At 67.3% G+C, this 26,630-nt stretch carries 22 protein-coding genes; 10 read left to right on the forward strand and 12 right to left on the reverse strand.

Going from position 1 to position 26,630, the window contains the following annotated elements:
- The 6 genes from IRZ30_RS05605 to IRZ30_RS05630 all read right to left on the reverse strand — a co-directional run.
- A partial coding sequence (locus IRZ30_RS05605) for a GTP-binding protein (RefSeq protein ID WP_294083834.1) occupies positions 1–99 on the reverse strand: 99 nt, incomplete at its 3' end.
- Positions 100–153: 54 nt separating this feature from the next.
- Positions 154–2,259 (reverse strand): elongation factor G, encoded by a 2,106-nt coding sequence (fusA, locus tag IRZ30_RS05610; RefSeq protein ID WP_294083797.1) that lies wholly within the window; start codon positions 2,257–2,259, stop codon positions 154–156.
- 55 nt (positions 2,260–2,314) lie between these two features.
- The gene (rpsG, locus tag IRZ30_RS05615) at positions 2,315–2,785 is read right to left on the reverse strand and encodes a 30S ribosomal protein S7 (protein WP_294083799.1); all 471 of its coding nucleotides are present in this window, start codon (positions 2,783–2,785) and stop codon (positions 2,315–2,317) included.
- Between the two features lie 254 nt (positions 2,786–3,039).
- The gene (gene rpsL / locus IRZ30_RS05620) at positions 3,040–3,465 is read right to left on the reverse strand and encodes a 30S ribosomal protein S12 (RefSeq protein WP_012871514.1); all 426 of its coding nucleotides are present in this window, start codon (positions 3,463–3,465) and stop codon (positions 3,040–3,042) included.
- A 213-nt stretch (positions 3,466–3,678) separates the two neighbouring features.
- Positions 3,679–8,118 carry a DNA-directed RNA polymerase subunit beta' gene (gene rpoC / locus IRZ30_RS05625; protein WP_294083803.1) on the reverse strand — a complete coding sequence of 1,480 codons (4,440 nt, stop codon included), beginning with the start codon at positions 8,116–8,118 and terminating at the stop codon, positions 3,679–3,681.
- 22 nt (positions 8,119–8,140) lie between these two features.
- Positions 8,141–11,620, reverse strand: coding sequence for a DNA-directed RNA polymerase subunit beta (locus IRZ30_RS05630; protein WP_294083804.1), 3,480 nt, complete (start codon positions 11,618–11,620; stop codon positions 8,141–8,143).
- A gap of 516 nt (positions 11,621–12,136) precedes the next feature.
- Between IRZ30_RS05630 and IRZ30_RS05635 the strand changes: the two genes are divergently transcribed.
- The 5 genes from IRZ30_RS05635 to IRZ30_RS05655 all read left to right on the forward strand — a co-directional run bounded on the left by IRZ30_RS05635 (position 12,137) and on the right by IRZ30_RS05655 (position 16,734).
- Positions 12,137–12,748 (forward strand): DUF2085 domain-containing protein, encoded by a 612-nt coding sequence (locus tag IRZ30_RS05635; protein ID WP_294083806.1) that lies wholly within the window; start codon positions 12,137–12,139, stop codon positions 12,746–12,748.
- Positions 12,745–13,956 carry a bifunctional phosphopantothenoylcysteine decarboxylase/phosphopantothenate--cysteine ligase CoaBC gene (gene coaBC, locus IRZ30_RS05640; protein ID WP_294083808.1) on the forward strand — a complete coding sequence of 404 codons (1,212 nt, stop codon included), beginning with the start codon at positions 12,745–12,747 and terminating at the stop codon, positions 13,954–13,956. Before IRZ30_RS05635 ends, coaBC begins: the two co-directional genes overlap by 4 nt.
- Positions 13,956–14,348 (forward strand): hypothetical protein, encoded by a 393-nt coding sequence (locus IRZ30_RS05645; protein ID WP_294083810.1) that lies wholly within the window; start codon positions 13,956–13,958, stop codon positions 14,346–14,348. Before coaBC ends, IRZ30_RS05645 begins: the two co-directional genes overlap by 1 nt.
- Positions 14,349–14,668: 320 nt before the next feature.
- Positions 14,669–15,829 (forward strand): Vms1/Ankzf1 family peptidyl-tRNA hydrolase, encoded by a 1,161-nt coding sequence (locus IRZ30_RS05650; protein WP_294083812.1) that lies wholly within the window; start codon positions 14,669–14,671, stop codon positions 15,827–15,829.
- Positions 15,830–15,855: 26 nt separating this feature from the next.
- The gene (locus tag IRZ30_RS05655) at positions 15,856–16,734 is read left to right on the forward strand and encodes a diacylglycerol kinase family protein (RefSeq protein WP_294083836.1); all 879 of its coding nucleotides are present in this window, start codon (positions 15,856–15,858) and stop codon (positions 16,732–16,734) included.
- Between the two features lie 75 nt (positions 16,735–16,809).
- On the opposite strand, the gene IRZ30_RS05660 is transcribed toward IRZ30_RS05655, so the two are convergent.
- Entirely contained in the window at positions 16,810–17,628 is an 819-nt protein-coding gene (locus IRZ30_RS05660) for a helix-turn-helix domain-containing protein (protein WP_294083814.1), read from the reverse strand.
- 88 nt (positions 17,629–17,716) lie between these two features.
- Positions 17,717–18,070, reverse strand: a complete 354-nt coding sequence (locus tag IRZ30_RS05665; protein WP_294083816.1) for a hypothetical protein — start codon at positions 18,068–18,070, stop codon at positions 17,717–17,719.
- A 1,356-nt stretch (positions 18,071–19,426) separates the two neighbouring features.
- On the opposite strand from IRZ30_RS05665, the gene miaB reads away from it, so the two are divergent.
- Positions 19,427–20,809, forward strand: a complete 1,383-nt coding sequence (gene miaB, locus IRZ30_RS05670; protein WP_294083818.1) for a tRNA (N6-isopentenyl adenosine(37)-C2)-methylthiotransferase MiaB — start codon at positions 19,427–19,429, stop codon at positions 20,807–20,809.
- Positions 20,810–20,813: 4 nt separating this feature from the next.
- Positions 20,814–21,674, forward strand: a complete 861-nt coding sequence (locus tag IRZ30_RS05675) for a tetratricopeptide repeat protein (RefSeq protein ID WP_294083820.1) — start codon at positions 20,814–20,816, stop codon at positions 21,672–21,674.
- Between the two features lie 169 nt (positions 21,675–21,843).
- On the opposite strand, the gene IRZ30_RS05680 is transcribed toward IRZ30_RS05675, so the two are convergent.
- From IRZ30_RS05680 to IRZ30_RS05690, 3 genes are all read right to left on the reverse strand, one after another.
- Positions 21,844–22,113, reverse strand: a complete 270-nt coding sequence (locus IRZ30_RS05680; RefSeq protein ID WP_294083823.1) for a hypothetical protein — start codon at positions 22,111–22,113, stop codon at positions 21,844–21,846.
- Positions 22,114–22,219: 106 nt separating this feature from the next.
- The gene (locus tag IRZ30_RS05685; RefSeq protein ID WP_294083825.1) at positions 22,220–23,029 is read right to left on the reverse strand and encodes an SAM-dependent chlorinase/fluorinase; all 810 of its coding nucleotides are present in this window, start codon (positions 23,027–23,029) and stop codon (positions 22,220–22,222) included.
- Positions 23,030–23,047: 18 nt separating this feature from the next.
- Positions 23,048–23,719, reverse strand: coding sequence for a molybdenum cofactor guanylyltransferase (locus IRZ30_RS05690; RefSeq protein WP_294083827.1), 672 nt, complete (start codon positions 23,717–23,719; stop codon positions 23,048–23,050).
- A gap of 311 nt (positions 23,720–24,030) precedes the next feature.
- Between IRZ30_RS05690 and IRZ30_RS05695 the strand changes: the two genes are divergently transcribed.
- The gene (locus IRZ30_RS05695; protein ID WP_294083829.1) at positions 24,031–24,303 is read left to right on the forward strand and encodes an SWIM zinc finger family protein; all 273 of its coding nucleotides are present in this window, start codon (positions 24,031–24,033) and stop codon (positions 24,301–24,303) included.
- A gap of 382 nt (positions 24,304–24,685) precedes the next feature.
- Here IRZ30_RS05695 and IRZ30_RS05700 read toward each other — a convergent pair whose 3' ends face one another.
- A complete protein-coding gene (locus IRZ30_RS05700) occupies positions 24,686–25,012 on the reverse strand; it encodes a cyclic-di-AMP receptor (RefSeq protein ID WP_294083830.1) in 327 nt (108 codons plus the stop codon).
- 165 nt (positions 25,013–25,177) lie between these two features.
- Between IRZ30_RS05700 and IRZ30_RS05705 the strand changes: the two genes are divergently transcribed.
- Together IRZ30_RS05705 and IRZ30_RS05710 are read left to right on the forward strand one after the other, a co-directional pair.
- Positions 25,178–25,981 (forward strand): creatininase family protein, encoded by an 804-nt coding sequence (locus IRZ30_RS05705; protein ID WP_294083831.1) that lies wholly within the window; start codon positions 25,178–25,180, stop codon positions 25,979–25,981.
- The coding region (locus IRZ30_RS05710) for an MBL fold metallo-hydrolase (RefSeq protein WP_294083832.1) at positions 25,981–26,630 on the forward strand (650 nt) is incomplete at its 3' end. The genes IRZ30_RS05705 and IRZ30_RS05710, both read left to right, overlap by 1 nt.

Consider the following 26,630-nt stretch of genomic DNA (forward strand, 5'->3'; position numbering starts at 1 on the left):
GGTGATCGCCGCCGTCGTCGTCGTCTTCCCGTGGTCGACGTGCCCGATCGTCCCAATGTTCACATGCGGCTTCGTCCGCTCAAACTTCTGCTTCGCCACGGCAACTCTCCTCCAGTCCCTGCGGGCAACCGCCTCTCGGCCGCCCCTGCCGTCCTAGTCGCGCTGGGCCTTCGCCTTCATCTCCGCTGCCAGGTTCTCCGGCACCGGCTCATAGTGATCGAACTCCATGCTGTAGGTCGCCCGGCCCTGGGTCATCGACCGAAGGTCCGTGGCATAGCCGAACATGGACGCGAGAGGAACGAAGGCGCGAATCACCTGGGCGCCGGCCCGCATCTCCATGCCCTCGATCCGACCGCGACGGGCATTCAGGTCACCCATCACGTCGCCCATGAACTCCTCGGGGGTCGTGACTTCAACCTTCATGTACGGCTCGAGCACGACCGACCCGGCACGCCGCACGCCCTCCTTGAGCGCCATCGACGCGGCGATCTTGAACGCCATCTCGGACGAGTCAACCTCGTGATACGACCCGTCAACGAGCACCGCCTTCAGGTCGACGATCGGGTGCCCGGCCTCGCCGCCCGACTCCATCGCCTCGCGGATACCGGCTTCGACCGCCGGGATGTACTCCTTCGGTACCACGCCGCCGACGATGCGGTCCTCGAACACGAAGCCCTCGCCGCGCGGGAGCGGCTCAAGCTCCAGCCAGACGTGCCCGTACTGGCCGCGACCGCCCGTCTGCCGCACGAAGCGCCCTTCGACCCGGACCGGCTTCGCGATGGTCTCCTTGTAGGCCACCTGCGGCTTGCCGATGTTCGCGCCGACCCGGAATTCACGCAGCATTCGGTCGACGATCACCTCGAGATGCAACTCGCCCATGCCGCGGATGATTGTCTGCCCGCTGTCGGGGTCGGTGCTAACCTGGAAGGTCGGGTCCTCTTCGGCCAGTCGCGACAGCGCGATGCCCATCTTGTCCTGGTCAGCGCGCGTCTTCGGCTCGACCGCCACCGCGATCACCGGCTCCGGGAACTGGATCGCCTCCAGCAGGATGGGCTTATCCGCGTCGCACAGCGTATCGCCGGTGAACGTCTCCTTCAGGCCGATGATGGCGCAGATGTCGCCCGCCGATACCTCCGACACTTCCTCCCGGTGGTTTGCGTGCATCCGAAGGAGGCGGCCGACGCGCTCGCGGACCCCCTTCGTCGAGTTGTAGACGTACGTGGCTGACTGAAGGCGACCGGAGTAGACGCGGACATAAGCCAGGCGGCCGACGTGCGGGTCCGCCACGATCTTGAACGCGAGCGCCGCCAGCGGCTGGCCCTCGTCCACGGTGCGCACTTCCTCCTCGCCCGTCTTCGGGTTGGTGCCCCGGACCGGCGGGATGTCCGCCGGAGACGGGAGGTAGTCGACGATGGCGTCGAGCATGCGCTGTACGCCCTTGTTCTTGAGCGCGGAGCCGCACAGCACCGGGACCAGTTCACCCGAGATGGTCGCCGCGCGCAGCGCCGCCTTCAGCTCCTCGACGCTGAGTTCCTCACCTTCGAGGTAGCGCAGCGTGAGCTCTTCGTTCGTCTCGGCGATCTGCTCGACGAGTTCCTGCCGGGCCTGCTCGACCGCCTCCTGCATGTCGGCAGGGACGTCCACCACGTCGATCTGCTGGCCCAGGTCATCCCGGTAGATGTACGCCTGGCGGGTGAGCAGGTCGATGAGACCAACGAAGTCCGCCTCACTGCCGATCGGCAACTGGACGACCGCCGGCTTGGCCTTGAGGCGATCCTTGATCATCTCGACCGTGCGGGCGAAATTCGCGCCCGTGCGGTCCATCTTGTTGACGAAGCAGATGCGCGGCACGTGGTACTTGTCGGCCTGCCGCCACACGGTCTCCGACTGCGGCTCGACACCCGCAACCGCGTCGAACACGACAACGCCGCCGTCGAGCACGCGCAGCGAGCGCTCGACCTCCACGGTGAAGTCCACGTGGCCGGGCGTGTCGATGATATTGATCCGGTGATCACGCCAGAAGCAGGTGGTTGCCGCCGAGGTGATGGTAATGCCCCGCTCGCGCTCCTGCTCCATCCAGTCCATGGTGGCGGAGCCCTCATGGGTCTCCCCGGGCCGGTGAACGCGCCCGGTGTAGAACAGGATGCGCTCGGTCGTGGTCGTCTTACCCGCGTCGATGTGCGCGATGATCCCGATGTTGCGGGTCCTCGCCAGCTCCACACGCTGCTGCTGAGCTGTCTGCGTTACAGTGGTACTCATGATCTATAGTGTCGTCTCTCTGTCCGCCCCGGCGTCCGGCGCCGAAACGAGGCTGTTACCAACGATAGTGCGAGAACGCTCGGTTCGCCTCCGCCATGCGGTGGGTATCATCCCGCCGCTTGATCGTGGCACCGGTGTTGTTCGCCGCGTCAATCAACTCGGCGGCCAACTTCTCGGCCATTGAGCGCCCCGTGCGAGCACGCGCCGACTGGAGCAACCAGCGAATCGCCAGCGACAACCGCCGGGCCGGCTCGATCTGGATCGGAACCTGATAGGTCGCGCCACCCACGCGCCGCGGCTTGACCTCGAGCACGGGGGTCGCGTTGCGGATCGCCTGCTGGAACACCTCGACGGGATCACGCCCCGTGCGCTGCTGGATGATGTCCAGCGCGTCGTACACGATGCGCTCGGCCAAACCCTTCTTGCCGCGCTGCATCACCTTGTTGATGAAGCGCTGCACCAGCTCGCTGCCGTACCGCGCGTCGGGGGGGATTTCCCGTCGAACGACCTTGGCCCGTCTCGGCATCTGTCTGTCGCCTCCCGCGTACCCGATGTGGCGCGCGCGCCACTCATCCATCGCCCGGACTCGCCACGCGGCGGCCCGTGGAGCACTCACCACCCCGGCACCACCCAAGGCGCCAGAGGCATTTCGGCTGCTGATCACACGAAAAAGCGGTCAGCACGCGTTGCACGTCGTGAGGCCGCTTTCGTACCGAACGATCTAACCGAAGACCTCGGCAGCGTCGGAGTTACCGCGCCGAAGCGTAGCCCCGCCGCTGCCTAGGACTTCTGCCTTTTGGCTCCGTACTTCGACCGCCCCTGCTTGCGGTTTTCCACACCGCGGGCATCCAGAGCACCCCGAATGATGTGGTACCGCACCCCGGGCAGATCCTTGACGCGACCACCCCGGATCAGCACCGTCGAGTGCTCCTGGAGGTTATGCCCCTCGCCCGGAATGTACGCCGTCACTTCCATACCGTTGCTCAGGCGCACACGGGCGATCTTGCGGAGCGCCGAGTTGGGCTTCTTCGGCGTCATCGTGCGGACCTGGGTGCACACCCCACGCTTCTGGGGCGACCCCTTACCGCGCCGCAGACGACCAGCATACCGGCCCAGCGCGTTGTTGGTGTAGCGCAGCGCCGGCGCCTTGGTCTTCTTGATGACCCGCTTCCGCCCTTTTCGGACCAACTGGTTGATCGTCGGCACGTCCGTTACCCCTTCTCAAGACAGCCGTTCTCATCGGGTCGCCGTGCTCTGAGGAGGTGGGCTCCTCAGCTGCGGCGTCGGCTGTCCTTGAGGAAGTCTCTTCCTCACTGGAGTGGCCGTCCGTGGACGGCCACAAGCACACAGTCTAGCAAGCAACCCGCGACCTGTCAAGGAAACACGCGCGGGTTGCGCGGTCGCGGGGAGCGGGGAGGACTACTCCTCCCCGCCCTCGCCTTCGTCGGCGTCGCTCTCCGCCTCAGCCTCCGGCTCCGCCGACACCGAGGCGGGTTCGTCGCCCATACCGGCCGGCAACTGCGCCTCGGGCACGTCAGCCACGGCCACGCCGGTCGATGCCGGCAGGGCGGACGCCTGACCCTCAAGCTGCTCCTCGACCTCTTCGATCGAGGCCGGCTCGTGCAGTTGCTCCTCCTGCATCGCGGCCAGCGTCGCCTCGTCGGGCGCCGTCAGCCCCTCAGCCTTGCGCTTGCGCGCCCAGAACCCGGAGCCGGCCGGGATCAGCTTGCCGATGATGACGTTCTCCTTCAGGCCGCGCAGGTAGTCGACCTTGCCATGGATCGCGGCCTCGGTCAGCACCCGCGTGGTCTCCTGGAAGGAGGCCGCCGACAGGAAGCTCTCGGTGGCCAGCGACGCCTTGGTGATGCCGAGCAGCACCTGCTGTGCCGTCGCCGGCTCGCCACCCTCGGCGATGATCTCCTCGTTGATCCGGTTGAAGGTGAACCGGTCGATCAACTCGCCGACCAGCAGGTCGGTGTCGCCCGGATCCTCCACCGCAACCTTCCGCAGCATCTGGCGCACGATGACCTCGATGTGCTTGTCGTTGGTCACCACGCCCTGCGACTTGTAGACCTTCTGCACCTCGTCGACCAGATAGCGCTGCACGGCGGCGCGCCCCATGGTCTGGAGGATCTGCTGCGGGTCGAGGCTCCCGTCGGTCAACTGCGTCCCGGTTGTCACCGAGTCACCGTCGTTGACCCGGATGTGGGCCGACGCCGGCACCTGATACTCGGTCGTCTGCGTCTCCTCGTGGCGCAGGACGAACTCCTGCCCGTCGAGGAAGACGACACCGTCCATGCTGGCGACCACCGGGTCGCCCTCGACGCCCTCGGGCGGCGAGGCCAGCACCTGCCCGACCGCGACGGTCTCGCCGTCGGCCACCAGCACCTGGTAGCCCTCCGGCAGGGCCAGCACGTCGGTCACGATCTCCTCGCGGCTGAGCAGGATGCGGCGGCCCGTCTCGTCCTCGACGATGTGCACCACACCGTCGTGCTCCGCCAGGATCGCCTTCCCCTTCGGCTCGCGGGCCTCGAAGAGCTCCTCCACGCGCGGGAGACCCGTCGTGATGTCCTCACCCGCGACACCACCGGTGTGGAAGGTCCGCATCGTCAACTGCGTGCCGGGCTCACCGATGCTCTGGGCGGCGATGATACCGACCGCCTCGCCCAGCTCGACGAGCTGGCCGCTGGCCAGGTTCCGCCCGTAGCAGTAGCGGCAAACGCCGTGCTCCGCCTCGCACTGCATCGGCGTGCGCACATCCACACGCGGGATGCCGCGCGCCACCAGATCCCGGGCGATCGACTCGGTGATCTCCCCGTTGCGCTCGACCAAGACCTCGCCGGTGTTCGGATCGACCACCGGCTGCGCCGCCATCCGGCCGACGACCCGCCCGATGAAGGACTCGGTGTCCGGCATCGAGTCGACCTCGATGCGCATGCCCTCTTCGGTGCCGCAGTCGTCCACCGTGACGATCACGTCCTGAGCCACGTCGACCAAGCGCCGCGTCAGGTAACCGGAGTCAGCCGTGCGCAACGCGGTGTCGGCCAGACCCTTCCGCGCACCGTGCGTGGAGATGAAGTACTCCAGCACGCTCAGGCCTTCGCGGAAGTTCGACCGGATCGGGAGGTCGATGATCTTCCCACCCGGGTCGAGCATCAGGCCGCGCATACCGGCCATCTGGCTGATCTGGTTGATGTTACCCTTCGCCCCCGATGTACTCATCATGTACAGGGCGTTGTTGGCACCAAGTCCGGCCTCGACGGCCTTCGCCAACTCGTCGCGGGCGTCGTTCCAGATGTTGACCACCTCGCGGTGCCGCTCGGCGTCGGTGATCAGACCGCGGCGGTACTGGCGCTCGACCTCTTCGACCTTGGCGTCGGCCGCGGCGATGATGGCTTCCTTGCTCTCCGGAATGTGGACGTCCGTCAGCCCGATCGTCAGGCCGCCCTTGGTCGCGTAGTTGAAGCCGATCGTCTTGATGTTGTCCGCCATTTCGGCGGTGGCCTCCGGCCCGAGCTCGCGGTAGCACGCGGCAACCAGCCGGCGCAGCGCCTTCCGGTCCATCGTCTCGTTCCAGAAGCCGAGCTCGTCCGGGATGACCTCGTTCAGCAGCACCCGGCCGACCGTGGTGTCGACCAACTGCGGGCCGGAGCCGTTCAGATCCAGACGCACCTTGATCTGCGCCTGCAAGTCGACCACGCCGGTACGGTAGGCCAGCTCGACCTCGTGCGGCCCGGAGAAGACCTTTCCTTCGCCGCGCGCGCCCGGCCGGGGCTGCGTCATGTAGTAGCAACCCAAGACGATGTCCTGGGTCGGCGTGATCACCGGGTCGCCGTCCGACGGGTCGAGCAGGTTGCGGGTCGAGAGCATACGCTCCCGCGCCTCCTGCTGCGCCGCCGCCGACAGCGGCACGTGCACGGCCATCTGGTCACCGTCGAAGTCAGCGTTGAACGCCGCGCAGACCAACGGGTGCAACTGGATGGCCGAGCCCTCGATCAGCTTGACCTCGAACGCCTGGATACCCAGCCGGTGCAGCGTCGGCGCCCGATTCAGCAGCACCAGATAGTCGGCGATGACCTGCTCCAGCACGTCCCACACGTGCGGGTCGACCCGCTCGACCAGTCGCTTGGCGGCCTTGATGTTGTGGGCGTAGCCCTGGGCCACCAACTTCTGCATCACGAACGGCTTGAACAGCTCCAGCGCCATCCGCTTGGGCAGACCGCACTGGTGCAGCTTGAGATCCGGGCCGACCACGATCACTGAGCGGCCCGAGTAGTCGACCCGCTTACCCAGCAGGTTCTGGCGGAACCGGCCCTGCTTGCCCTTGAGCATGTCGGACAGGCTCTTGAGCTTGTGCTTGCCGCTGCCCGACACCACACGGCCGCGCCGCCCGTTGTCGATCAGCGCGTCCACCGCCTCCTGGAGCATGCGCTTCTCGTTGCGCACGATGATGTCCGGCGCGCCCAGCTCCAGCAGTCGCTTCAGCCGGTTGTTCCGGTTGATGACGCGGCGGTACAGGTCATTCAGGTCGGACGTCGCGAAGCGCCCACCGTCGAGCTGCACCATCGGGCGCAGATCCGGCGGGATCACCGGCAAGACCGTGAAGATCATCCACTCCGGCCGGTTACCGCTCTTGCGCAGCGCCTCGACGACGCGCAGTCGCTTCGCAGCCTTCTTGCGCCGCTGGCCGCTGACCGAGTGGATCTCCTGGCGCAGCTCGGCCGAGAGCTTGTCCAGGTCCATCTTGGACACGACCTCGTAGACGGCCTCGGCGCCCATCCCGGCCTTGAACACGCCGGGCGCCAGCTCCATGGCCTCGCGGTACTGCGTCTCGGTCAGCACCTGCAGCGGCTTGAGCTCGCTGATCGCGCGGACCATCGACTCAGCCTCAGCCCGCAGCGCCTGCTTCTGCTGCTCGTACTCCTGGACGATCTGGCGCGTCTGCTCGTCGGCGTCGTACTGAAGCTGATCCTGCTCCGCCTCCGCGAGCGCCTGACCACTAGTCACATCGTGCTCGGCCTGGCGCTCCAGCTCCTCACGCTCTTCGTTGACGGCCTCGGAGAGGGCCCGGAGCCGATCCTCGTTGACCGCCTCCCCTTCGCGCACGATCGTGCGCCCGCGGAAGACGATCTCCTCCGGCGCGGCCTCGCCGAGCAGGCCCTCCAGCCGCTCGCGAACCGCCGTCGCCTCCCGGTCCAGCTCTTCCTTCTGCTCGGCCAGGCGCTGCTCGACCGACTGACCCAGGGACTCCGCCCCGGCCCGCAGGTGCGACAGCTCCGCCTCGATCGCCGACGTAATGTCGGCAGTCCGAGCCTCGAGCTCGCGGTCGAGCTCCGCCAGCTCGGCTTCCAGCTCCTCATAGATCTCGCGGATCAGCGCCTCGCGCTTCTCCTCGTCGACCTCGGTCACGAGATAGGAGGCGAAGTAGAGCACGCGCTCCAGGTTGCGCGGCGAGATGTCGAGGAGCAGGCCGAGGCGGCTCGGCGTGCCCTTCACGTACCAGATGTGCGCCACCGGCGCGGCCAGCTCGATGTGGCCCATGCGTTCGCGCCGGACCTTGGAGCGGGTCACCTCGACGCCGCACTTGTCGCAGATCGTGCCGGCGTGGCGCACCCGCTTGTACTTGCCGCAGTAGCACTCGAAGTCGCGGGTCGGTCCGAAGATCCGCTCGCAGAACAACCCGCCGTGCTCCGGCCGCAGCGTCCGGTAGTTGATGGTCTCGGGCTTGGTGACCTCGCCGTGCGACCAACTCCGGATCGCCTCCGGCGAAGCCAGGCTAATGCGAATCGCGTCGAAGTCGTTGACGTCAAGCCCCTGATGCGAGTCTCGCGACCGCCTGCCAATGCTCATCGTCTGCATGATTCGTCGCTCACCAGTCCCACTAATCCTCGGACCGCTCGAACCCGCTCAGATTGATCCGATCGAGATTCGTCAGCAAGTCGCGCGAGGTATCCTCGGCAAAGTCGATCGTTTCCTCGTCCTCGTTGATGACCTCGACCGAGAGGCCCAGGCTTCGCAGCTCCTTGACGAGAACCTTGAACGACTCGGGCACACCGGCCTCCACGATCGGCTCGCCCTTCACGATCGCCTCGTACGTCTTGACACGGCCCACGACGTCGTCCGACTTGACCGTGAGCATCTCCTGGAGCGTGTAGGCCGCGCCGTACGCCTCCAGCGCCCAGACCTCCATCTCGCCGAAGCGCTGCCCGCCGAACTGTGCCTTACCGCCCAGCGGCTGCTGCGTGACCAGCGAGTAGGGGCCCGTGGACCGGGCGTGGATCTTGTCCTCCACCAGGTGGGCCAGCTTCATCATGTACATCACGCCCACCGTCACCGGCCGGTCGAACTTCTCGCCGGTGCGCCCGTCGTACAGGTCGACCTTGCCGTCGCTCGGCAAGCCGGCCCGCTCCAGCATCTCCCGGATCTGGTACTCCTTCGCCCCGTCGAACACCGGCGAGGCGATCTTGAGCCCGAGCGCGGCCGCTGCCCAGCCCAGATGCGTCTCCAGCACCTGACCGATGTTCATACGCGACGGAACGCCGATCGGGTTCAGCACGATGTCCACCGGCGTGCCGTCAGGCAGGTAGGGCATGTCCTCGATCGGCAGGATGCGCGAGATCACGCCCTTGTTGCCGTGCCGCCCGGCCATCTTGTCGCCCTCGGAGATCTTCCGCTTCTGGGCGATCATGACGCGGACCATCTCGTTGACGCCGGCCGGCAATTCGTGATCGCTGCCGTCCTCACGCTTGAAGCGCTTGACGTCGATCACCTTGCCGTGCACGCCGTGCGGCACCCGCAGGCTCGTGTCCTTCACCTCGCGGGCCTTCTCACCGAAGATCGCGCGCAGCAGCCGCTCCTCCGCGGAGAGTTCGGTCTCACCCCGCGGCGTCACCTTACCGACCAGGATGTCGTTCGGCCGCACCTCGGCGCCGATCCGGATGATCCCGTTCTCGTCGAGGTTCGCCAGGCTGTCCTCACCGACGTTCGGGATATCCCGCGTGATCTCTTCCGGGCCGAGCTTGGTATCCCGCGCCTCCGTCTCGTACTTCTCGATGTGGATCGAGGTGTAGACGTCGTCGCGGACCAGCCGCTCGGAGATCAGGATGGCGTCCTCGAAGTTGCCACCCTCCCACGACATGAACGCGGCCAGGACGTTCTGACCCAGTGCCAGTTCGCCGTTGTCGGTGCTCGACGAGTCGGCGATGATCTGGCCCGGCTCGACGCGATCACCCTTGTTGACGCTCGGCCGCTGGTTGATGCACGTGTCCTGGTTCGAGCGAATGAACTTCCGCAGCTTGTAGACCCGCTCGGTGCCGTCGTCCTCGCGCACCGTGATGGCGCGGCCCGTGACCGAGGTCACCACACCCGCCTTCTCGGCCACGACGACCTGGCCCGAGTCGCGCGCTGCCTGGTACTCCACACCGGTGCCGACGATCGGCGCCTGCGGCCGCAGCAGCGGCACGGCCTGGCGCTGCATGTTGGCACCCATCAGCGCCCGGTTCGCGTCGTCATGCTCAAGGAACGGGATGAGCGCCGCCGCCACCGACACCAACTGCTTCGGCGACACGTCCATGTAGTCGATCCGCTCCGGCGGCTCGGACACGAACCCGTCGCCGTAGCGCGCCGAAACGCGGTCCTCGATGAACTCGGAGCGCTCGTTCAGCGGCGCGTTCGCCTGGGCGATGACGAACTGATCCTCCCGGTCGGCGGACAGGTACTCGATCTGGTCGCTGACGAACGGGACAATGCGCACCATCGTGATGCCGGCCTCGGCCAGCCGATCGCGCAGCGCCTCGTCGATCTGCGTGCCCGCCGCGGCCAGGACGTCGCCCGTCTCCGGGTGCTTCACGTCGACCGCCACGGTCCGCCCGATGATCAGCTCCCGATCTTCCTGCGGGTTGAGCTGGCGATAGACCCGGCGATACGGCGTCTCGATGAAGCCGTAGGCGTTGATGCGGCCGTAGGTCGCCAGCGAGCCGATCAGACCGATGTTCGGACCTTCCGGCGTCTCGATCGGGCAGATGCGGCCGTAGTGCGAGTAGTGCACGTCGCGGACGTCGAAGCCGGCCCGGTCCCGGCTCAAACCGCCCGGCCCGAGCGCCGACAGGCGACGCTTGTTGGTCAGCTCTGCCAGCGGGTTGGTCTGGTCCATGAACTGGGAGAGCTGGCTGCCGCCGAAGAACTCGCGAACCGCCGCCATCACGGGCCGCGTCGTGCTGATCAGCCCGTTCGGGGTGACCGTCTCAATATCCTGAATGGTCATCCGCTCCCGGATGCCCCGCTCCAACCGCTGGAGCCCGGTACGGACGTGCATCTGAATCAACTCACCCACCGCGCGCACGCGCCGGTTGCCCAGGTGGTCGATGTCGTCCGGCGAATCCTGCCCGGTATTGACCCGGATCAGCGTCCGCACGACCTCCACCAGGTCCTCGCGCGTCAGCACGCGGGTGTCGAGCCCAATGTCGAGACCCAGCCGCTTGTTCAGCTTGTAGCGCCCGACCTTCGCCAGGTCGTACCGGCGCGGGTTGAAGAAGAGCCCGTCCAAGAGCGACGCGGCGTTCTCCCGCGTCGGCGGGTCGCCCGGCCGCAGGCGCCGGTAAAGCTCGACCTGGGCCTCCTCCCGCGTCTTCGTGGTGTCGCGCTCCAGCGTGCTCTCGATGAAGCGGTGCTCCGGGTCGTCGACGTCCGCGAAGAGCTCCCGGATCTCATCGTCGTCGACGATGCCGATGGCGCGCAGCAGCACGGTCACCGGCAGCTTCCGCTTTCGGTCGACCTTGACCGACAGCACGTTCTTGTTCGACGTCTCGAACTCCAGCCAGGCGCCGCGGCTGGGGATCAGCTTCGCCCCGGCAAGCTGGCGCCCGGTCGTCGGGTCGGTGGTCAGGTCGAAGTAGACACCGGGAGAGCGCACCAACTGCGACACGACCACCCGCTCGGCCCCGTTAATGAGGAAGGTGCCGTGCGGGGTCATGATCGGGAAGTCGCCGAGGAAGACGTCGCTTTCCTTAATCTCTCCGGTTTCGCGGATGATGAGCTGGACCCGAATCCGGAGCGGCGCGGCGTAGGTCATGTCGCGCTCGCGGCAGGTCTCCTCATCGTAGCGCGGCTCGTCAAAGCGATGCTCCAGGAACCGGAGCTCCATCTTGCCGTTGTAGTCGATGATGGGCGAGATCTCTTCGAGGAGCTCGCGCATCCCCTCCGTCTTGAACCACTCAAATGACTCGATCTGGAGCTGCACCAGATTGGGCATCTCCAGAACCGTCGGGATGCTGGCGAAGGAAACCCGGTTAATGCCGAGGTTGGAAAGCACCTGCCTCGTGCCAGCGTCCGGGGCGCCTTGGGACCGGAGAGTTACGGCCATTCACCGCTCCTTTTGTGAGATTGAGAAAAACGGGGTCGCGTAGACTCGGTGCTGCCGGGTCGCCGTTACCGCGGCAGATCACACCGACCGGGTTGACCGCTCGACTCGTGGGTGTGTCGGGAAGACGAAAAGCCGGGAAGGCGGCATCCACCCTCCCGAAGCATCGGATTGTTCGGTCTCAGACCCTGTGTTATCTGACTCATCCGCATGCGCGAGCGACCACCCATCCGCAAACGCCAATTATACGCTGCTGCAGGATGGCTGTCAAGGCCGCTAGCTGTCCTCCCGCGCGAGCTGTCACCCCGCGTCGGATCGCCCCTACGCGGCAGCCACGACCGCACGGGGCGCGTTGATGTGTATCGCCTAGTATACCCCATCCACCCTACCCCGGCCAACCGCCGGCGCCAGGCGTGTACGAGAGGGACGGAGTTCCCCTGGCCGCGTCCCAAAGGCCTCAGTTAGAATCCGGGCGCGGCGATCGCGCGCCGAGCGGCGAGGACGGTGAGGGTCACCACCATGCCACAGGCCAGCCACACGCTCTCTCCCGGGCAGGAGCGCCTGATCATCGCCGTGGACCGCGCCATCTATCACCTGGCACGGCATTGGGTCTGGCTCCTCAACGGGATTGCCGCGCTCTTCGTGGTCCCGCCCCTGATGGCGCCGTACCTTGCCGCCACCGGGCACACGACGGCCGCGAGCTGGATCTACCGCTTCTTCAGCCTGACCTGCCATCAGAAGCCGGAGCACAGCTTCTTTATCCTCGGCCACCAGGTGGCGTACTGCCAGCGCGATACGGCGATCTACGGCGGGCTGCTGCTCTTCGGCGTGCTGTACGCGCTCGTCCGGCACCGCATCCGGCCCGCCTCGCTCTGGCTCGGGGCGGTCCTCGCCGCCCCGATGGCGGTGGACGGGCTGACCCAGCTCGTCGGCCTGCGACAGAGCACGCCCACGCTGCGGGTGCTGACCGGTGGTCTGTTCGCGCTCGGCGTCGCCTGGCTCGTGTTCCCACGACTCAACGAGGGGTTCGCAGAAATCGAAGCCGTGCTGAAGGCGCGCTTCGACCGGCTGGCTCGGGAGGGACGGGCACGGCCGCTCGCAGCGCCCGCACGAAAGGACCACCGGGGATGACGACCATCCTGAAGGACAAGCGGATCGTGCTCGGCGTCTCAGGCGGGATCGCCGCCTACAAGTCAGTCGAGCTGGCCCGCGAGTTGACCCTGGCCGGTGCGCAGGTGGACGTGGTGATGACCCGCGCGGCGCGCGAGTTCGTCGGGCCGCTTACGTTCGAGACGCTCACCCGGCGGCCCGTGCGGACCGAAGTGTTCGAGCAGTGGACCGAGGCCGAATCGGGCCACGTCTCGCTTGGCGAGCGCGCCGACGTGATGGTCATTGCGCCGGCCACGGCTCACGTGATCGCCAAGCTTGCCCACGGTCTGGCCGACGACATGCTCAGCGTGACCGCCCTGGCCACCCCCGCACCCATCATCGTCGCCCCGGCCATGGACTACCATATGTATCAGCACCCCGCGACCCAGGCAAACCTGCAGACGCTGGCCGACCGCGGTGTCCGCATCGTCGGACCGGACGACGGCCCGCTCGCCTCGGGACTGGTCGGGCCTGGCCGCCTTGTGACGACCGCGCGGCTGATGGACGCCATCCGCGCCACGCTGGGCGCGAATGGGCCGCTCGCCGGCGTACGGGTCGTGGTCACCGCTGGTCCGACACGCGAGCCGCTTGACCCGCTGCGCTTCCTGAGCAACCGCTCCAGCGGCAAGATGGGCTATGCCCTGGTGGCGGCGGCCATCGACGCTGGCGCATCGGTCACGCTCATCACCGGACCGACCGCCTTGACGCCCCACGGCGAGGCATCCGTGATCCGCGTCGAGACCGCCGCCGAGATGGCCGACGCCGTCCAGGCGGCCGTGCAGGACGCCGATGTCTTGATCATGACGGCGGCCGTCGCTGACTACCGCCCGAGCAGCGTCGCTGAGCACAAGATCAAGAAGTCGAGCGACGACCTGACCCTCAACCTGACCCGGACGACCGACATCCTCGCGTCCATCGACCGCCCCGGTCTGCTCAAGGTGGGTTTTGCCGCCGAAACCACCAGCCTGCTCGACTACGCGCGCGACAAGCTCCGCTCCAAACACCTCGACCTGATCGTCGCCAACGACGCTCGAACGAGCATGGGTAGCGACGAGGGGTGGGCCTATCTCCTGCAGCCGGGCCAGGACGCAGAGGAGGTAGGGCCGACCTCGAAGGCCGAACTCGCGGCCGTGATCATCGACCGGGTCGCGAGCCTGCTCCGCTCGCGCCCAGCGGCGGAGCGCGGCTGATGCAGCCCCCGCGCCAGCGCCGCCCGAAGGGTCCGCGTCCGCTTAGCCGAATCGGGCGAGCGGCCGTCGTCGAACTCGGCGCCACCCTGGCTGCGCTCCTGCTCGCCCGGATCGTCATCCTCGCGGGTCCGGGGCCGGAGCGCTCCGAGTTCACACGCTGGTTCACTCGGGCCACCGATCTCCTCGTCTGGCCCGCGGCCCAGGTGCCGGGCGGCGGGGTACATCTCCTCCACGCCCTGACGCTCGCCGACCTAGTCACCGTCGCGGTGCTCATCCTGCTCACGGCGCTCGCGGTCGGTACGATGGCAGGCTGGGAGGCCGAGGGGAGCCCGGAGCCCAACCCGAATGGCCATCTTGCGCGGGTGGAACGCCGAAAGCGCATGTTAGACTGATCGCGCGCCGGCGCGGCACCGCCGTCGCGCTCGGCAAGCGTTGTGCGTAGACCCCGATCACCCGGTCCCCGGGGTTGCCACGGCGTTGCGACAGCAGCCCGCTGGCAAAGGGAAAGGAGGGATCATGCTCCGGAACGTGGTCCGCGGCATTCTGAACCTGGTTCTGGCGGCGGCCGCCACCTGGCTGGCGAACTACCTGACGGATCGCATCTTCGGCCCCGAAGAGGAGGAGCTGCACGACTAACGGGTGGATGTACCACTCACACACGGCCAACAAGGTCGCACTCCCGACGCGCTGCTAGTCAGGTTGGAGGTACCCCGTGATCACGCGTGCAGACGTCGATGCATTGAGCCGGCTCGGCTCCGACCAGTGGCCGATCGTCAGTCTGATCCTCCGGATCGACAAGGAGCGGATCGACGACGACTACACCATCCGCCTCAAGAATCTGCTTCGCCAGGCAGCCGACACCCTGGACGATCGCTTCGATGCCACGCAGCGCAAGGCGGTTCTGGAGGACCTCGAGCGGATCCGTGAGTTCTTCCGCGACGAAGGGGATCGATTCGGGCGGGGAGTGGCGGTCTTCGCCTCCTCGCAGGCAGGTATCTGGCAGGTGCATGAGCTTCCGCGGGACGTGGAAAGCCAAATTTCGATCGGCTTCGAGGCCCACGTCGCCCCGCTCATCAAGATCCTGGAACAGCTCGAGCCGTTCGTGACCTGCCTCATCGCCCGCGACAGTGCGCGGTTGTTCTACGGCCGGCTTGGCACATTCGAAGAGCTCCAGCGGATCGTCGACGAAGATGTTCCCGGCCAGCACGACCAGGGGGGCTGGTCGCAGGCCCGCTACGAGCGACACATCGACGAGCACGCGCGCGCCCACTTCAAGCGGGTCGCCGACGAGTTGTTCCACCTCTTCGAGGAGCAGCCGTACCGCTGGCTGATCCTGGGTGGCCCGGATGAAGTCGTCGCCGCCTTCCTCGAACAACTTCACCCCTACGTCCGCGAGCGCCACGCCGGGACGGTACGCGTCCTGATGGAAGCCAACATCAACGAGGTGCACGAGGAGAGTTGCGAGATCATCCGGCGCTGGATGCTCGATGAGAAGCTGCGCGCCATCGAGATGCTCCGTAACGAGGTCGCGAGCGGTGACCGGGGCGTCGCCGGGCTTGAGCCCACGCTCATGGCGCTGCAACAGGGCCAGATCCTCACTCTCCTGGTCGACGACAGCTACCAGGCCCCGGGAGCCGTGTGCTTGAATTGCCGATCGGTGCAGAGAGAGGGTGGGACGGGTCAAGAGTGCATCTTCTGCGGCGGACCGCTCCAGGCGCTGGACGACGTGGTGCCGGAGATCGTGACGGGCGCGTTCCGGCAGGGAGCGAACCTGCTCTTCCTGACGCAGCCGGAGACGCAGGAACCGATGCGCGACCTCGGGCAGATCGGCGCCCTCCTGCGGTTCAGCCTGACGCCCCAGAGCGAAGCCTGACGCCCCGCCCACGCGCCACGGCGATCATCAACCCGTGCACCGGCCGGCGGGAAGCCCACGAGCTCGAGGCCATGCTCCAGACCACGTTGGGGCGTGTCTACGACGTGCGGGTGCTCCGCACCAGTTTCCCGGGCGCGGCACGCGACCTCGCGCGGCAGGCGGCCGAGTCGTCCGACGTAGTCCTGGCCGTCGGTGGAGACGGTACGGTCGGGGACGTGGCGAGCGGCCTCGTGGGAACCAACACGCCCCTCGCGATCATCCCGACCGGCTCCGCCAACGCCGTGGCGCGCTCGCTCGGTATCCCGCTGCAACCGGCGGCGGCAGCACGCCTCCTCGTTCGCCCGCATGACCGGCGCACGCTCGACGTCGCTCGCGCGGGGGATCGCGTCGTCGTACACATGGCCGGCAGCGGCTACGACGCGCTGGTCATGCGGGATGCGCAGCGGTCCCTCAAGCGGCTGGCGCGCTGGCTGGCCTACGTGCCGCCCGCGCTCAAGCACCTCACCGCCCCCCGGATCCAGTACCGCGTCACCGTCGACGGTGAGACGACGGAGTTCGCGGCCCGGATGGTGCTGATCGCCAACGGCGCCTTTGTCCTCGATCCCTGGCTCAGGTTCGGTGACGACATCCGGCCGGACGACGGCGTGCTCGACGTGTGCGTGTTCGATCCGCCGCACCTCGCGGCTACACTGACCCTCGGCCTTTGGTTTCTGGTGGGGCACGTCGGCCGGTCACGCTTTGCCCGGCGGCTGCGGGGGCGGAGCGTCCGCGTGGAGGCATCGCCTCCCGCCCCAGTCGAGCTTGATGGAGATTACGCAGGGACAACGCCGCTGGAAATGACCGTCTGCCCGGCGGCGATTCAGGTCATCGTCCCCCGCGGCACCGGGAAGCCGGCGGCGCGCTGACGGTGCGACGCTGAAAAAGAGCACCCGGCCACGCAGGCCGGGTGCCGCTTGTATTCTTCTACTCGCTACTACTCGCTACGGGTACGTTCTCGACGCGTCCCAGGTTTCGCCGAGCAGGCCCTGGTCGACCCCGTCGACCGCCACGTGGATGAACGGCGCGTTGCCTGCCGTCACGTACATCTGCTCGCCCTCGAACACCCGCGTCGCGCCGCCCGGCAATACGTCCGAGAAGACCACCTGCCCGTCGACCGTCACCTGCACCCACACGGAGCTGGTGGCCGTCACGGCGAAGGTGTGCGTGGTCGGCACCGGCGTCGGCTCCGGTGTCGGAGTCGGCTCCTCAGTCGGTGTCTCGACAACGGCCGGCTCGGTCGGAACCGGCGTCGGCGTCGGCTCGGTGGTCGGCGACGCGATGGTGATCGAGCCGCCCTCGGTCCCGGTGGGTGTCGCTTCGGGCGATGCCGTGGGCGACGCCAGGCCCACGATGCCAGCCGGCTCGGTCGGCGGCGCGTCTTCAGGCGCGAAGTAGGCGCTGTAGAGCCAAGCGAAGATTACCGCCGACATGATGACCATGAAGGCGATGATGGCGAAGTTCGGCGCCCAGTGCGAGGGGATGTTCAACGGCTTGACGGCGGGAACGACCCGGAAGCCACCGCTGCGCTGGCCGTGAACCTCCTCGAAGAGCGCCAGCACTGCGACCGGGTCGAGGCCGAGGTACTGGGCGTAGTTGCGGACGATGCCTCGTGCATAGATGAGTGGCGGAAGCTCCTCGAACTCTTCGCGCTCGAGGGCGGCAAGGTGATGGCGGTTGATCTTGGTGGCCCGCTCCGCCTCGCGCAGGCTCACGCCCTTGTAAGAACGGGCATGCCGCAGCAGTTCGCCGAATTCGGACATGAGTTCCCTGTCAGCTTCCCTTCCTCACCACGGCGCCCTGCCCTCGCCGCCGGGGTGAGTTCCCCGATGGAGCACCCGCGCGTCCCGGCTAGCGCGCTTCCCGCCGCCGCGCCTCTGCTCGCTGCTGGAGCAATTGGTGCAGGTATTCATCGACGATCGGCGTCGGCCGCGCATGATGCGCGATGTCGGCCCGCTGCAGCCACCAATCATCAGCAGGCACCCACCATGTCCCGATCGTGCTCTCGCATGCCAGGTCGTCCGCCTGCACCATCTGCGGGTGCTCGAACGCGTATCGATTATTGCACCACCCGCGGTCTCCCGTCTCTGCCGGGCGGAAGTCGCGGCACGTTCGGCAACAACGCGGCAGCGTCGCCGCCGAGGTTCCGGTCAATGCCGACGGCTGCTCAGTGGGCTGCTCATCCTCCGGCGGCAGCGCTTCCACTTCCGGCACCGCCGTCGCGCGTGGTTCCTGCGATTCGGCGACGGGCGTGACCGGCGGCTCGACCTCCGGGATGACCGTGAACGGCTCCGTAGAGCCGCTGCGTGATTGTACCCAGGTTGCGCCAAATCTGCTCGGTGTGACAGGTTCGGGATCCTCCGCCCGCCGCGGTGCCGGTGGCCGCGAGCGTGTCGGTCCTGGCCCCACGGAGGGAGGCGCCGCACGCCCTGTGCCCGGCCGCGGCGTCACCGGCCGGCGAACCAGCGGGCTCTCGGGGATGGGATCCGCCTCGATCGGGGTCGCCCACTGCGCCGTACCGCTGATGCGCAACGGCGTCGTCCGGCGCGGCGTGGTGCCCACGCGGTTGGAGCGTGGAATGCTGGTCTCTCGTGCAGCGGTTGCCCCAAACCGCGACGGAGACGGTTCCGCAGCAGTCCCACGGCGTTCGGCGCTCGCCGCCTCACCGTTTGGCGTCTGACGCCCGCGCTCCGGCGCAACCTCGTCGCGCCGGGGTGAGCTCGCGGCAGCCTCGGTCGTCCGGGACACGCCCGGCAACACTGGCTCTGCGGTCCGCTCCGATTCGGACGTGCTCGGACGGGGGACCGGCCGCACCGGAGCGATCGAAATGGTCTCGAGCGTGTCGGTCCGCGCCGAGTCGTCACCGTTCAGCGGAGTGGGGTCCGATGTCGCGGGCGCGCTCGCCTCACCTTTCCCGTCGGTCTGGCTCGGTTCACGCGGCTCCCACAGGTCGTGATCCCACCCGTTGCGGCAGGCCAACTCGGTGCGGCGAACGAGGACCATGTGCTGGAGGTCCTGCCGTAACGGGTGTCGGCACCACCCGGATCCCGCCAATCCTCCCTCTTCAAAGTGACGGCAGGTCCCGCACTTGCGCTGGGTCACGTCGGTGCCCCTTCGATCGTGGTCAGTGTAGATCCACCGGCTGAGGACTGGGACGGCAGAGTCAGCCCGGCGTGTGCCTCACCCCCCCAAGGCGACAACACCGGAGCGCACGACTCCATGGGTCGAGGTCTCAAGATGTTCCGAGCGCATTGTAGCACAGACGCCCCGTCTCGCCAGCGTGTCCGTACAGTCTCTCGCGGCAATTCGCGCATACTGGAGGCATTCCGTGAGTTCTTGCGCATGTTGCAGGCACGCAAGAGGAGCCCACGGGCGGTCCCGCGACGCGCGGCGTGGTGCGGCTACCGGGCCGAGCATCGCAAGTCAGCCACCTTCACGACGACCGATCGCCGCTTTGGTCGCGGGGCCGGGAACGGCTCCCAGTCGCCGCCACGAACCGAGTATAATTCGCGCCCGGAGATCGCTCGCACGGTGACCGACCCGCACGTTCGGAGGAGCCCCGTGATTCCATTGAACCCGCGCCTGGCCCGAGCGCCCGAACCCGCCAGCGTCCAAGCGGCGAAGCGCTACTGCATCTGGACGATTGGTTGCCAGATGAACGAGGCCGAGTCAGCGAAGGCCGCAGCCATGCTCAGCCAGGCCGGCTATTTACAGACGCATCTCGAAGAAGAAGCCGACGTCATCATCGTCAACTCCTGCGTCGTGCGCCAGGCCGCCGAGGACAAGGTCGCGGGGAAGCTCGGCTCGCTGGCCCGCCTCAAGCGCGTCCGCCCTGACGTCCGCATCGCGCTGACCGGGTGCATGGTGACCGGCCAGGAGCAGGCGCTGGCCGAACGCTTCCCGCATGTCGACCTGTTCTACGGCCCGTCCCAGTTCGAGCGGCTGGTCGAGATCGCGCCGGAGCTGGCTCACGTCGATACCGATCTCGCGGAGCTGCCGCACTTCTACCAGCCCGACGCGGCAGGCTCCGACGTGACAGCCTTTGTGCCCATCATTTACGGCTGCAACTTCGTCTGCTCGTACTGCATCGTTCCCTATCGCCGGGGCCGGGAGCGGAGCCGTCCGATGGCCGAGGTGCTGGCTGAGGTCCAGCGCCTGGCCGAGCGCGGCGTCAAGGAGGTGACCCTCCTGGGGCAGACGGTCAATGCCTACGGCCACGACCTCCCCGGGAGCCCGGACCTCGCGGACCTGCTGACCGCCGTCAATGAGATCCCGGGAATCGAGCGCATCCGATTCCTGACTTCGCACCCCAAGTACATGTCGGACCGGATTGTCCAGGCCGTTGCGACGCTGCCGAAAGCGTGCGAGCACATCAACCTGCCGGTGCAGGCCGGGGACGACGAGGTGCTGCGGCGCATGCGTCGCACCTACACCGTCGATTTCTACCGGGAGCGGGTTGCGTACATCCGCGAGACCATCCCTGGCGTGACGGTGTCGACCGACATCATCGTCGGCTTCCCTGGGGAGACCGAGGAGCAGTTCCAGCACACGCTTGACCTCCTGGCCGAGTTGCGGTTGGACAAGGTCCACGTCGCGATGTATTCTCCGCGCCCGCGGACGCTGTCGGCCCGGTGGGAGGACGACATCCCCTGGGATGAAAAGCGCCGGCGCCACCAGGCGGTGGAGAAGCTCCAGGCTGAGATTCTCGGCGAGCGCAATCGAGGTTACCTGGGCGCCACGTTCGAGATCCTGGTCGACGGATTGGCGAAGGGCCGCTGGCGCGGCCGGACCCGAGGCAACGACCTGGTGTTCTTCGAGGCGCCGGGCGACTGGAAGGGCAAGTTCGTGGACGTGCGGATCACCGAGGCCTCGCCCTGGTACTTGCTCGGCGAACCGGTGGCAGTTCGGGATCACGCTCGCGCCGGAGTAGAGAGGGTGGTCTGAAGTATTGGCGACCTATCAACCTGACGGACGCAATCGCACCGTACGGCGCCAGGCCGAAGAAGCACGGCGACTCGCGATGGAGGGCCGCTGGGAAGAAGCGGTCGAAATCAATCGCGCGATCCTCACCCAGGCACCGCGCGACGTTGAGGCGCACAACCGCCTCGGCAAGGCGTTGATGGAGCTCGGGCGGTTCCAGGAGGCGATGGACGCCTACCGCGCCTCGCTCGACATCGACCCGGGCAATGTCATCGCGCGACGCAACATCGAGCGGCTAGAAGACATCGGCGACGCAGCGCCGCAGGTCACGCCCACACCCGGCTTCCGCCCGAGTGTCTTCGTTGAAGAGGTGGGCAAGACCTACGTGACCGATCTGGTCCACCCCGGCCCGCACTCGGTCCTCAAGCTGGTGTCACCCGCTGAAGAGGTCGAGATCCGGCCGGAAAACGGCGCGGTGCACATTTACACCCAGGAAGGGGAGCGGCTCGGCCAGCTCGAGCCTCGCATCGCGCAGCGGCTGATCGAGCTCCTGGAGGCCGGGAACCGCTACCAGGCGTACGTCGTCGCCATCAACGAAAACACGGTGCGCATCATCCTGCGTGAGGTCTACCGCAACCCCGAAGCGCCCGCGCACCTTTCGTTGCCACGCCAGGTCAAGATGCCGCCGCCGCGGCCGTATCTGCGCGACACCGGGCGTACCGAGCGCGAACTTGAGCCGGACCTCCTGCTCGATTCCGACGAGGAAGACGAGGAAGAACTCGACGAGGAGGAACCGGAGGAGATCGAGGCCGTCGGCGACGACGTGGACGAGGAAGACCACTTCATCGACGACGAGGAACCGGAAGACGACGTCCCGCTCGACGAGTAATTCCGAGCGCGGGCCGTCCCTCGTTCTCGCACCACGTCCGGTCGAGTCGTTCGCGCCGCTCGGGATTGCACGCGCACGGGCATCTCCCCACCGCGCGTACGGCGGTGAACATGGTTCAGCCCCGGCCGGTTGGCCGGGGCTGTCGATGTCTCTCCACGCCGAAATCGGATCAGTTCAGGATGAAAGTCAGCGCTACCAGGATAACGACCATCAGGGCGGCGATCACCAGCAGCCGGATGAGATCGGCCCGGATCATGGCGTACTCGTCCGGCAGGTGCCCCCAATGCGTCCGGATGGTCCCCACCGGCTCCGAGCTCGACGGCTGCGCCGTCTCAGCAGGCGCGGCCTCCAGCATGGCGCGCCGCTCCCGGTACGCCTGAAGCTGGGCTTCTGACAGCCGTGGACGTCCGCTTCGTCGCGTCTTCGTCTTCTTCGCCACCGCTCGTCCTGCTCCTCTGTTCCCTGGCGTCGCCCTGCGCGCGCCTCCGGCGAAATCCGACCTGAGGTCGCAGTCACCTGAGTATACCAACGGTCCCCGTGGCGCCCTACTCCGCCGGCATCACCTCGACGAACATGCCCCGCGTGATGTCCCAGGCCCGCGCTGCGCTTCCCATCCGGACCGCGACTTCCAGCCCCCCGTGGCTGCCGAACAGGGCCAAGGTGTGCTCCTCGGGCACCGAGCCGTACGTCTCCACGATGCCCCGCACCATGGCTGAGCCACACCGGACCCACACTTTATCGCGCGGCCAGGGCACATCCTCCGGGTGGATCAGCGTCCGGCAGTTCCCGAAATGGTCGATCGAGACGACGGGCCCCCGAACAACTCGCTCATCGCGCTCCACCGCCGGGAGCGGCAGACGCACCAGCGACGACGGTGGCACTTCGCTCCCGACCTCGGTCAGTTCGCGTCCGCTGGCCAGATGCGCCGCCACCGGTGCGAAGATGTCGCGCCCGTGAAAGGTCTTCGACACCCGTGGCCGGTGAAACTCGGGCCGGTCCAGCACCACCAGTTGCTCCGGCTCCTGATCTCGCAACACGAACGTGCCCAAGCCGTTGTCCGGGGTCACAAACAGGTGCCCGCAATATGCGAATGCGATCGGCCGCCGCGGAGTTCCCACCCCCGGATCGACGACAACGAGGTGCACCGTCCCCGGAGGAAACGCCTCCCACGCAGTCGCCAACTGAAACGCCGCCTCTGCCACATCCTGGGCTGGGATCTGGTGGGTCAGATCCACCAGTTGCAGGCTCCGATCAACCGTGAGGAGCGAGGCCTTGATCTGCCCCACGTACGTATCACTGAGACCGAAATCGGTGATGAGACTGACGATCCCGCTGCGCGCTCCCCCGCCGCGCATCGACACCTCCCGTCACGCTCACTCAGGCGACCCCTCCACTGGATCGCCGGTTTCCTCAGGGCCGTCCCCGGCGTATCGACGACGCACCCACTCGTACTCCTCCGGCGTGTTGGCATTGTAGAAGGACAAGAGGTTCGGGTCGTACTGCCGGACCACCTCCTCCGGAATCCGCTCGACGCGCACCTGGCTGAAGAAGCCGATGACCTTCAGGATCCCTTCCTGAAGCTGTCGCTCGATCGCGGGGAGGCACGTCTTGCCATAGATTGCGTGGAGCGTTTCGAGGGTCTCCCGCTCGCCCTGCGTGCTCCGCTCGGGCGCCAGGGACGGCACCAGCACATCGTAGTCTCGGGGCACCGAAGCCATGTATCGTAGCAGATCAGTATTCACGAACGGCATGTCGCACGCGAGCACCAGGCAATGATGATATTCGGCCTCGGCTATCGCTGTGTAGATCCCTCCGAGCGCCCCGCTCTGCGGGTAACGATCCGGCACCACACGCAGGCCGAACCGGGCGTAGGCTGGTCGGTCGCTGGCGATCAGCATGATCTCACTGGCCACGGGCCGCGCACGCTCGATCACATGCTCGATCAACGCGCGCCCACCGACATCGAGGAGCGCCTTGTCGCGACCCATGCGGCGGCTCTGCCCACCAGCCAGGATCGCCACGCTGAGTGGTTGTAGTGCGTTCACCCGTCCGTCCTTCCGCTGCTGGTCCGTGGCCGCGTCGGATGATTCCCGGGCATTGTACTAAAGGGCTAGGCCAGTACCTTTGACCTACCCAACGCCCAGGGGTATACTTCCGGTGAACAACCTCTCGTGGCGACGAAGGGACGACAGAGCCATGCAGGGTCGTCCAGACATCGGAATAGACTCAAGGGAGAGCACCCGGCAGCGCGCCGCGGTGCTCGTTTGTTATTGGCGAGGGTTGGAAGCGCGGACGATCGGGTGACGCGCGGCAAGGCCGGGGTGAGACCCCGCCGGCCGCGGAAAGGAGTGAGCTCGTGAACTCGAGCATCATCGGGAAGATCGAGAAGGCGCGCCGCTATGCGGAGGAGCCCGACCGGGCTGCTATCCGATCGCTCCACATCGTCTTCCGTGGTGACCACGACGTGTACGACGTCCGGCTTGAGGACGCCCGGTGGACCTGTACGTGCCACTCCTTTGAGGCGCTCGGCCTCGGCACGTGCAGCCACATCATGGCGGTAGAGCGCCTGCTCGGCCCGATGCTCCCTGAGGACGTGCCCGTCAGCGGGCACCTCGCGGCAGCACGCTAGCAGCCTTTCCCTCCGTCACACGCTACCGGCGGCGGGTAGCGGGCGCCCGCCGCCGGTTCACTGGGTTGTGCCAGCGTCGGAGACTAGTTCGCGGAGACGACCGCTTGGTTGTGTCCAAATGGGATGCCGTCGTCCGGTAGGCGGTCCCGCACGACCACACCAGGGCGGGGACCGGTGACGAGCTCGCCCGGATCCCACGGCCCCGTGTCGGCGGAAGCATGGAGCGTGCGGACGTACGGCACGGGCGTGAGTTGCGCCCGACCGCCGCGAGGGCCGTTGACGAGTTCGAAGCTGATCGCGGCGGCGGCCATCCAACCGGCCACCCAACGACGCAGCCCGCGTCGCGATCGTGACGCCGAGAGCAGCTTCCCGGTCGCAACCATCACAATCGCTCGAATCGCTCGACATCAAGCACGAAGACGGTTGCACCGCCGACGGTCACTTCGACCAGTTCCGGCGGGTACCACTCGTGGATATCCCCGATGATCTCCGGCTGTACCACCTCGGTCCGCTCGCGGCAGTTCGTCTCGATGAGCCGCAGCACACGGCCGACCTGGTAGTCTTCGACGCCGATCAGGAGGGTCGTGTTGCCCACGCGGAGGAAGCCACCCGTGCTGCCGATGCGCGTCGCGCGAAAACCTGCCTGCGTGATCGCGTCCAGCAACTGACTTGCGTCGTAGTCTTGGACGATAGCGACTACCAGTTTCATCCGCCTCGCTCCGCTCCTCACCGGGGTGGCCATATCGCCTGACGGACTATAGCACACGCGGCTGTTGGAAGCCCGCTTCGGGCGGGAACGTGGCAACATCTATGCGCAAGGAACCCCAATTGTAGAGCTGTTCGCGTGCGCCATAGATGAGCGATGGGAACCACCATGACCACCACCTTTCTTCCCCAGAGCCTGGCAGCCCTCACCTGGCAGGAGGCTGCGGATCTTCTGAAGCAAGGCCCGGTTGGGCTCCTGCCTGTCGGGGCGATCGAGGCGCACGGTCCGCACCTGCCGCTCGGCACGGACGTCATCATCGCCACCGCCATCGCCCGGCGCGCCGCGGCGTCGCTGACCGAGGAGGGACTGCCCGTCCTGGTCCTTCCACCGATCTCCTACGGCGCCAGCTTCGTCGCGACGTGCTTCCCCGGCACCTCACCCGCCGAGCCCGACGCATTCCGCGCCTATCTCACCTCCGTGCTGCTCAACCTCGTGCCCCAGGGATACCGGTGCATCTGCCTCTGTAACGCCCACCGGGAGCCGGCGCACGCCGAAGCCGTGTGGGCCGCCGCCCGCGCCGCAACCACCGCGACCGGGGTGCCGGTCGTCTTCCCCGACGTGCGCGACGACCGCTGGGCGAGCGCGCTCGGCGATGAGTTCCGCCGCCGGCCGCGACACGCCGGTCGTTTCGAGACATCGCTCATGCTCGCGGCCCAACCCGATGCCGTCCGGCGCGAAGGTATGGCACAATTGCCTGAAGTGCCAATCGATCTCCCCGCCCGGCTCCGCGAGGGCGCTCGGACGCTCTCCGAAGCCGGCGGCACACTCGGTTACTTTGGTGACCCGGCCCGCGCCAGCGCAGCCGAGGGCGAGCGCTTGCTGGACAGACTGGCAGGGATCGTCCGCGCTGCGGTGCTCGAGGCGCTGGCCGGGCGGCGGGAACCCGTTCGAGCATCCAGGAGGAGCGTCTGATGGAGCCCCGGATCACCTGGTTTGCCCAGTCGGCTCTGCGCATCGAGATCGGTGACCTCAGGATCTACATCGACCCCTACCACCTGCCGGACGACGTGCCGCCGGCCGACGTCCTTTTCATCAGCCACCACCACGGTGACCACCTCTCCCCGGACGACCTGGCGAAGGTCCGCACCGAGCGAACGACGGTCGTGGCCAGCCCGGCGGCGGCGAGCCGGCTGGACCAGCCGTTCCAGGTTCTCGCTCCCGGTGAGACGACGACCATCGGAGCGCTCAAGATTCGCGCGGTCCCGGCCTACAACATCGACAAGTTCCGCTCGCCCGGCGTCCCCTTCCACCCACGCGAGGAGCAGCACACCGGCTTCGTACTCGAAATCGAGGATCTGAGCTTCTACTTTGCCGCCGATACCGACGTGATCCCGGAGATGGACGAGATCGGCCCGGTCGACTACGCCTTCCTCCCCGTGAGCGGGAAATACGTCATGACCGCGGAGGAAGCTGCGGAGGCGGCCCGGCGCGTGCAGCCAAGTATCGCCATCCCGATCCATTACGGTGTCGCCGTGGGTTCGGTGGAGGACGCGCGTCGCTTCGCCGAGCTCGTCCCGGACCAGGTGCGGGTCTGGATCATGGAGCCGGCTGGGACCAGCGG

This window comes from Sphaerobacter sp., assembly GCF_019683595.1.
Classification (GTDB): Bacteria; Chloroflexota; Chloroflexia; order Thermomicrobiales; family Thermomicrobiaceae; genus Sphaerobacter.

Bases quoted from the DNA above. Each gene is read 5' to 3' on its own strand.
- rpsG (WP_294083799.1), bottom strand. From the start codon at position 2,785: ATGCCGAGACGGGCCAAGGTCGTTCGACGGGAAATCCCCCCCGACGCG.
- coaBC (WP_294083808.1), top strand. From the start codon at position 12,745: ATGACGACCATCCTGAAGGACAAGCGGATCGTGCTCGGCGTCTCAGGC.
- rpoC (WP_294083803.1), bottom strand. From the start codon at position 8,118: ATGCAGACGATGAGCATTGGCAGGCGGTCGCGAGACTCGCATCAGGGG.
- fusA (WP_294083797.1), bottom strand. From the start codon at position 2,259: ATGAGTACCACTGTAACGCAGACAGCTCAGCAGCAGCGTGTGGAGCTG.
- IRZ30_RS05705 (WP_294083831.1), top strand. From the start codon at position 25,178: ATGACCACCACCTTTCTTCCCCAGAGCCTGGCAGCCCTCACCTGGCAG.
- IRZ30_RS05630 (WP_294083804.1), bottom strand. From the start codon at position 11,620: ATGGCCGTAACTCTCCGGTCCCAAGGCGCCCCGGACGCTGGCACGAGG.
- IRZ30_RS05685 (WP_294083825.1), bottom strand. From the start codon at position 23,029: ATGCGCGGCGGGGGAGCGCGCAGCGGGATCGTCAGTCTCATCACCGAT.
- IRZ30_RS05660 (WP_294083814.1), bottom strand. From the start codon at position 17,628: ATGTCCGAATTCGGCGAACTGCTGCGGCATGCCCGTTCTTACAAGGGC.
- IRZ30_RS05635 (WP_294083806.1), top strand. From the start codon at position 12,137: ATGCCACAGGCCAGCCACACGCTCTCTCCCGGGCAGGAGCGCCTGATC.
- IRZ30_RS05645 (WP_294083810.1), top strand. From the start codon at position 13,956: ATGCAGCCCCCGCGCCAGCGCCGCCCGAAGGGTCCGCGTCCGCTTAGC.
- IRZ30_RS05700 (WP_294083830.1), bottom strand. From the start codon at position 25,012: ATGAAACTGGTAGTCGCTATCGTCCAAGACTACGACGCAAGTCAGTTG.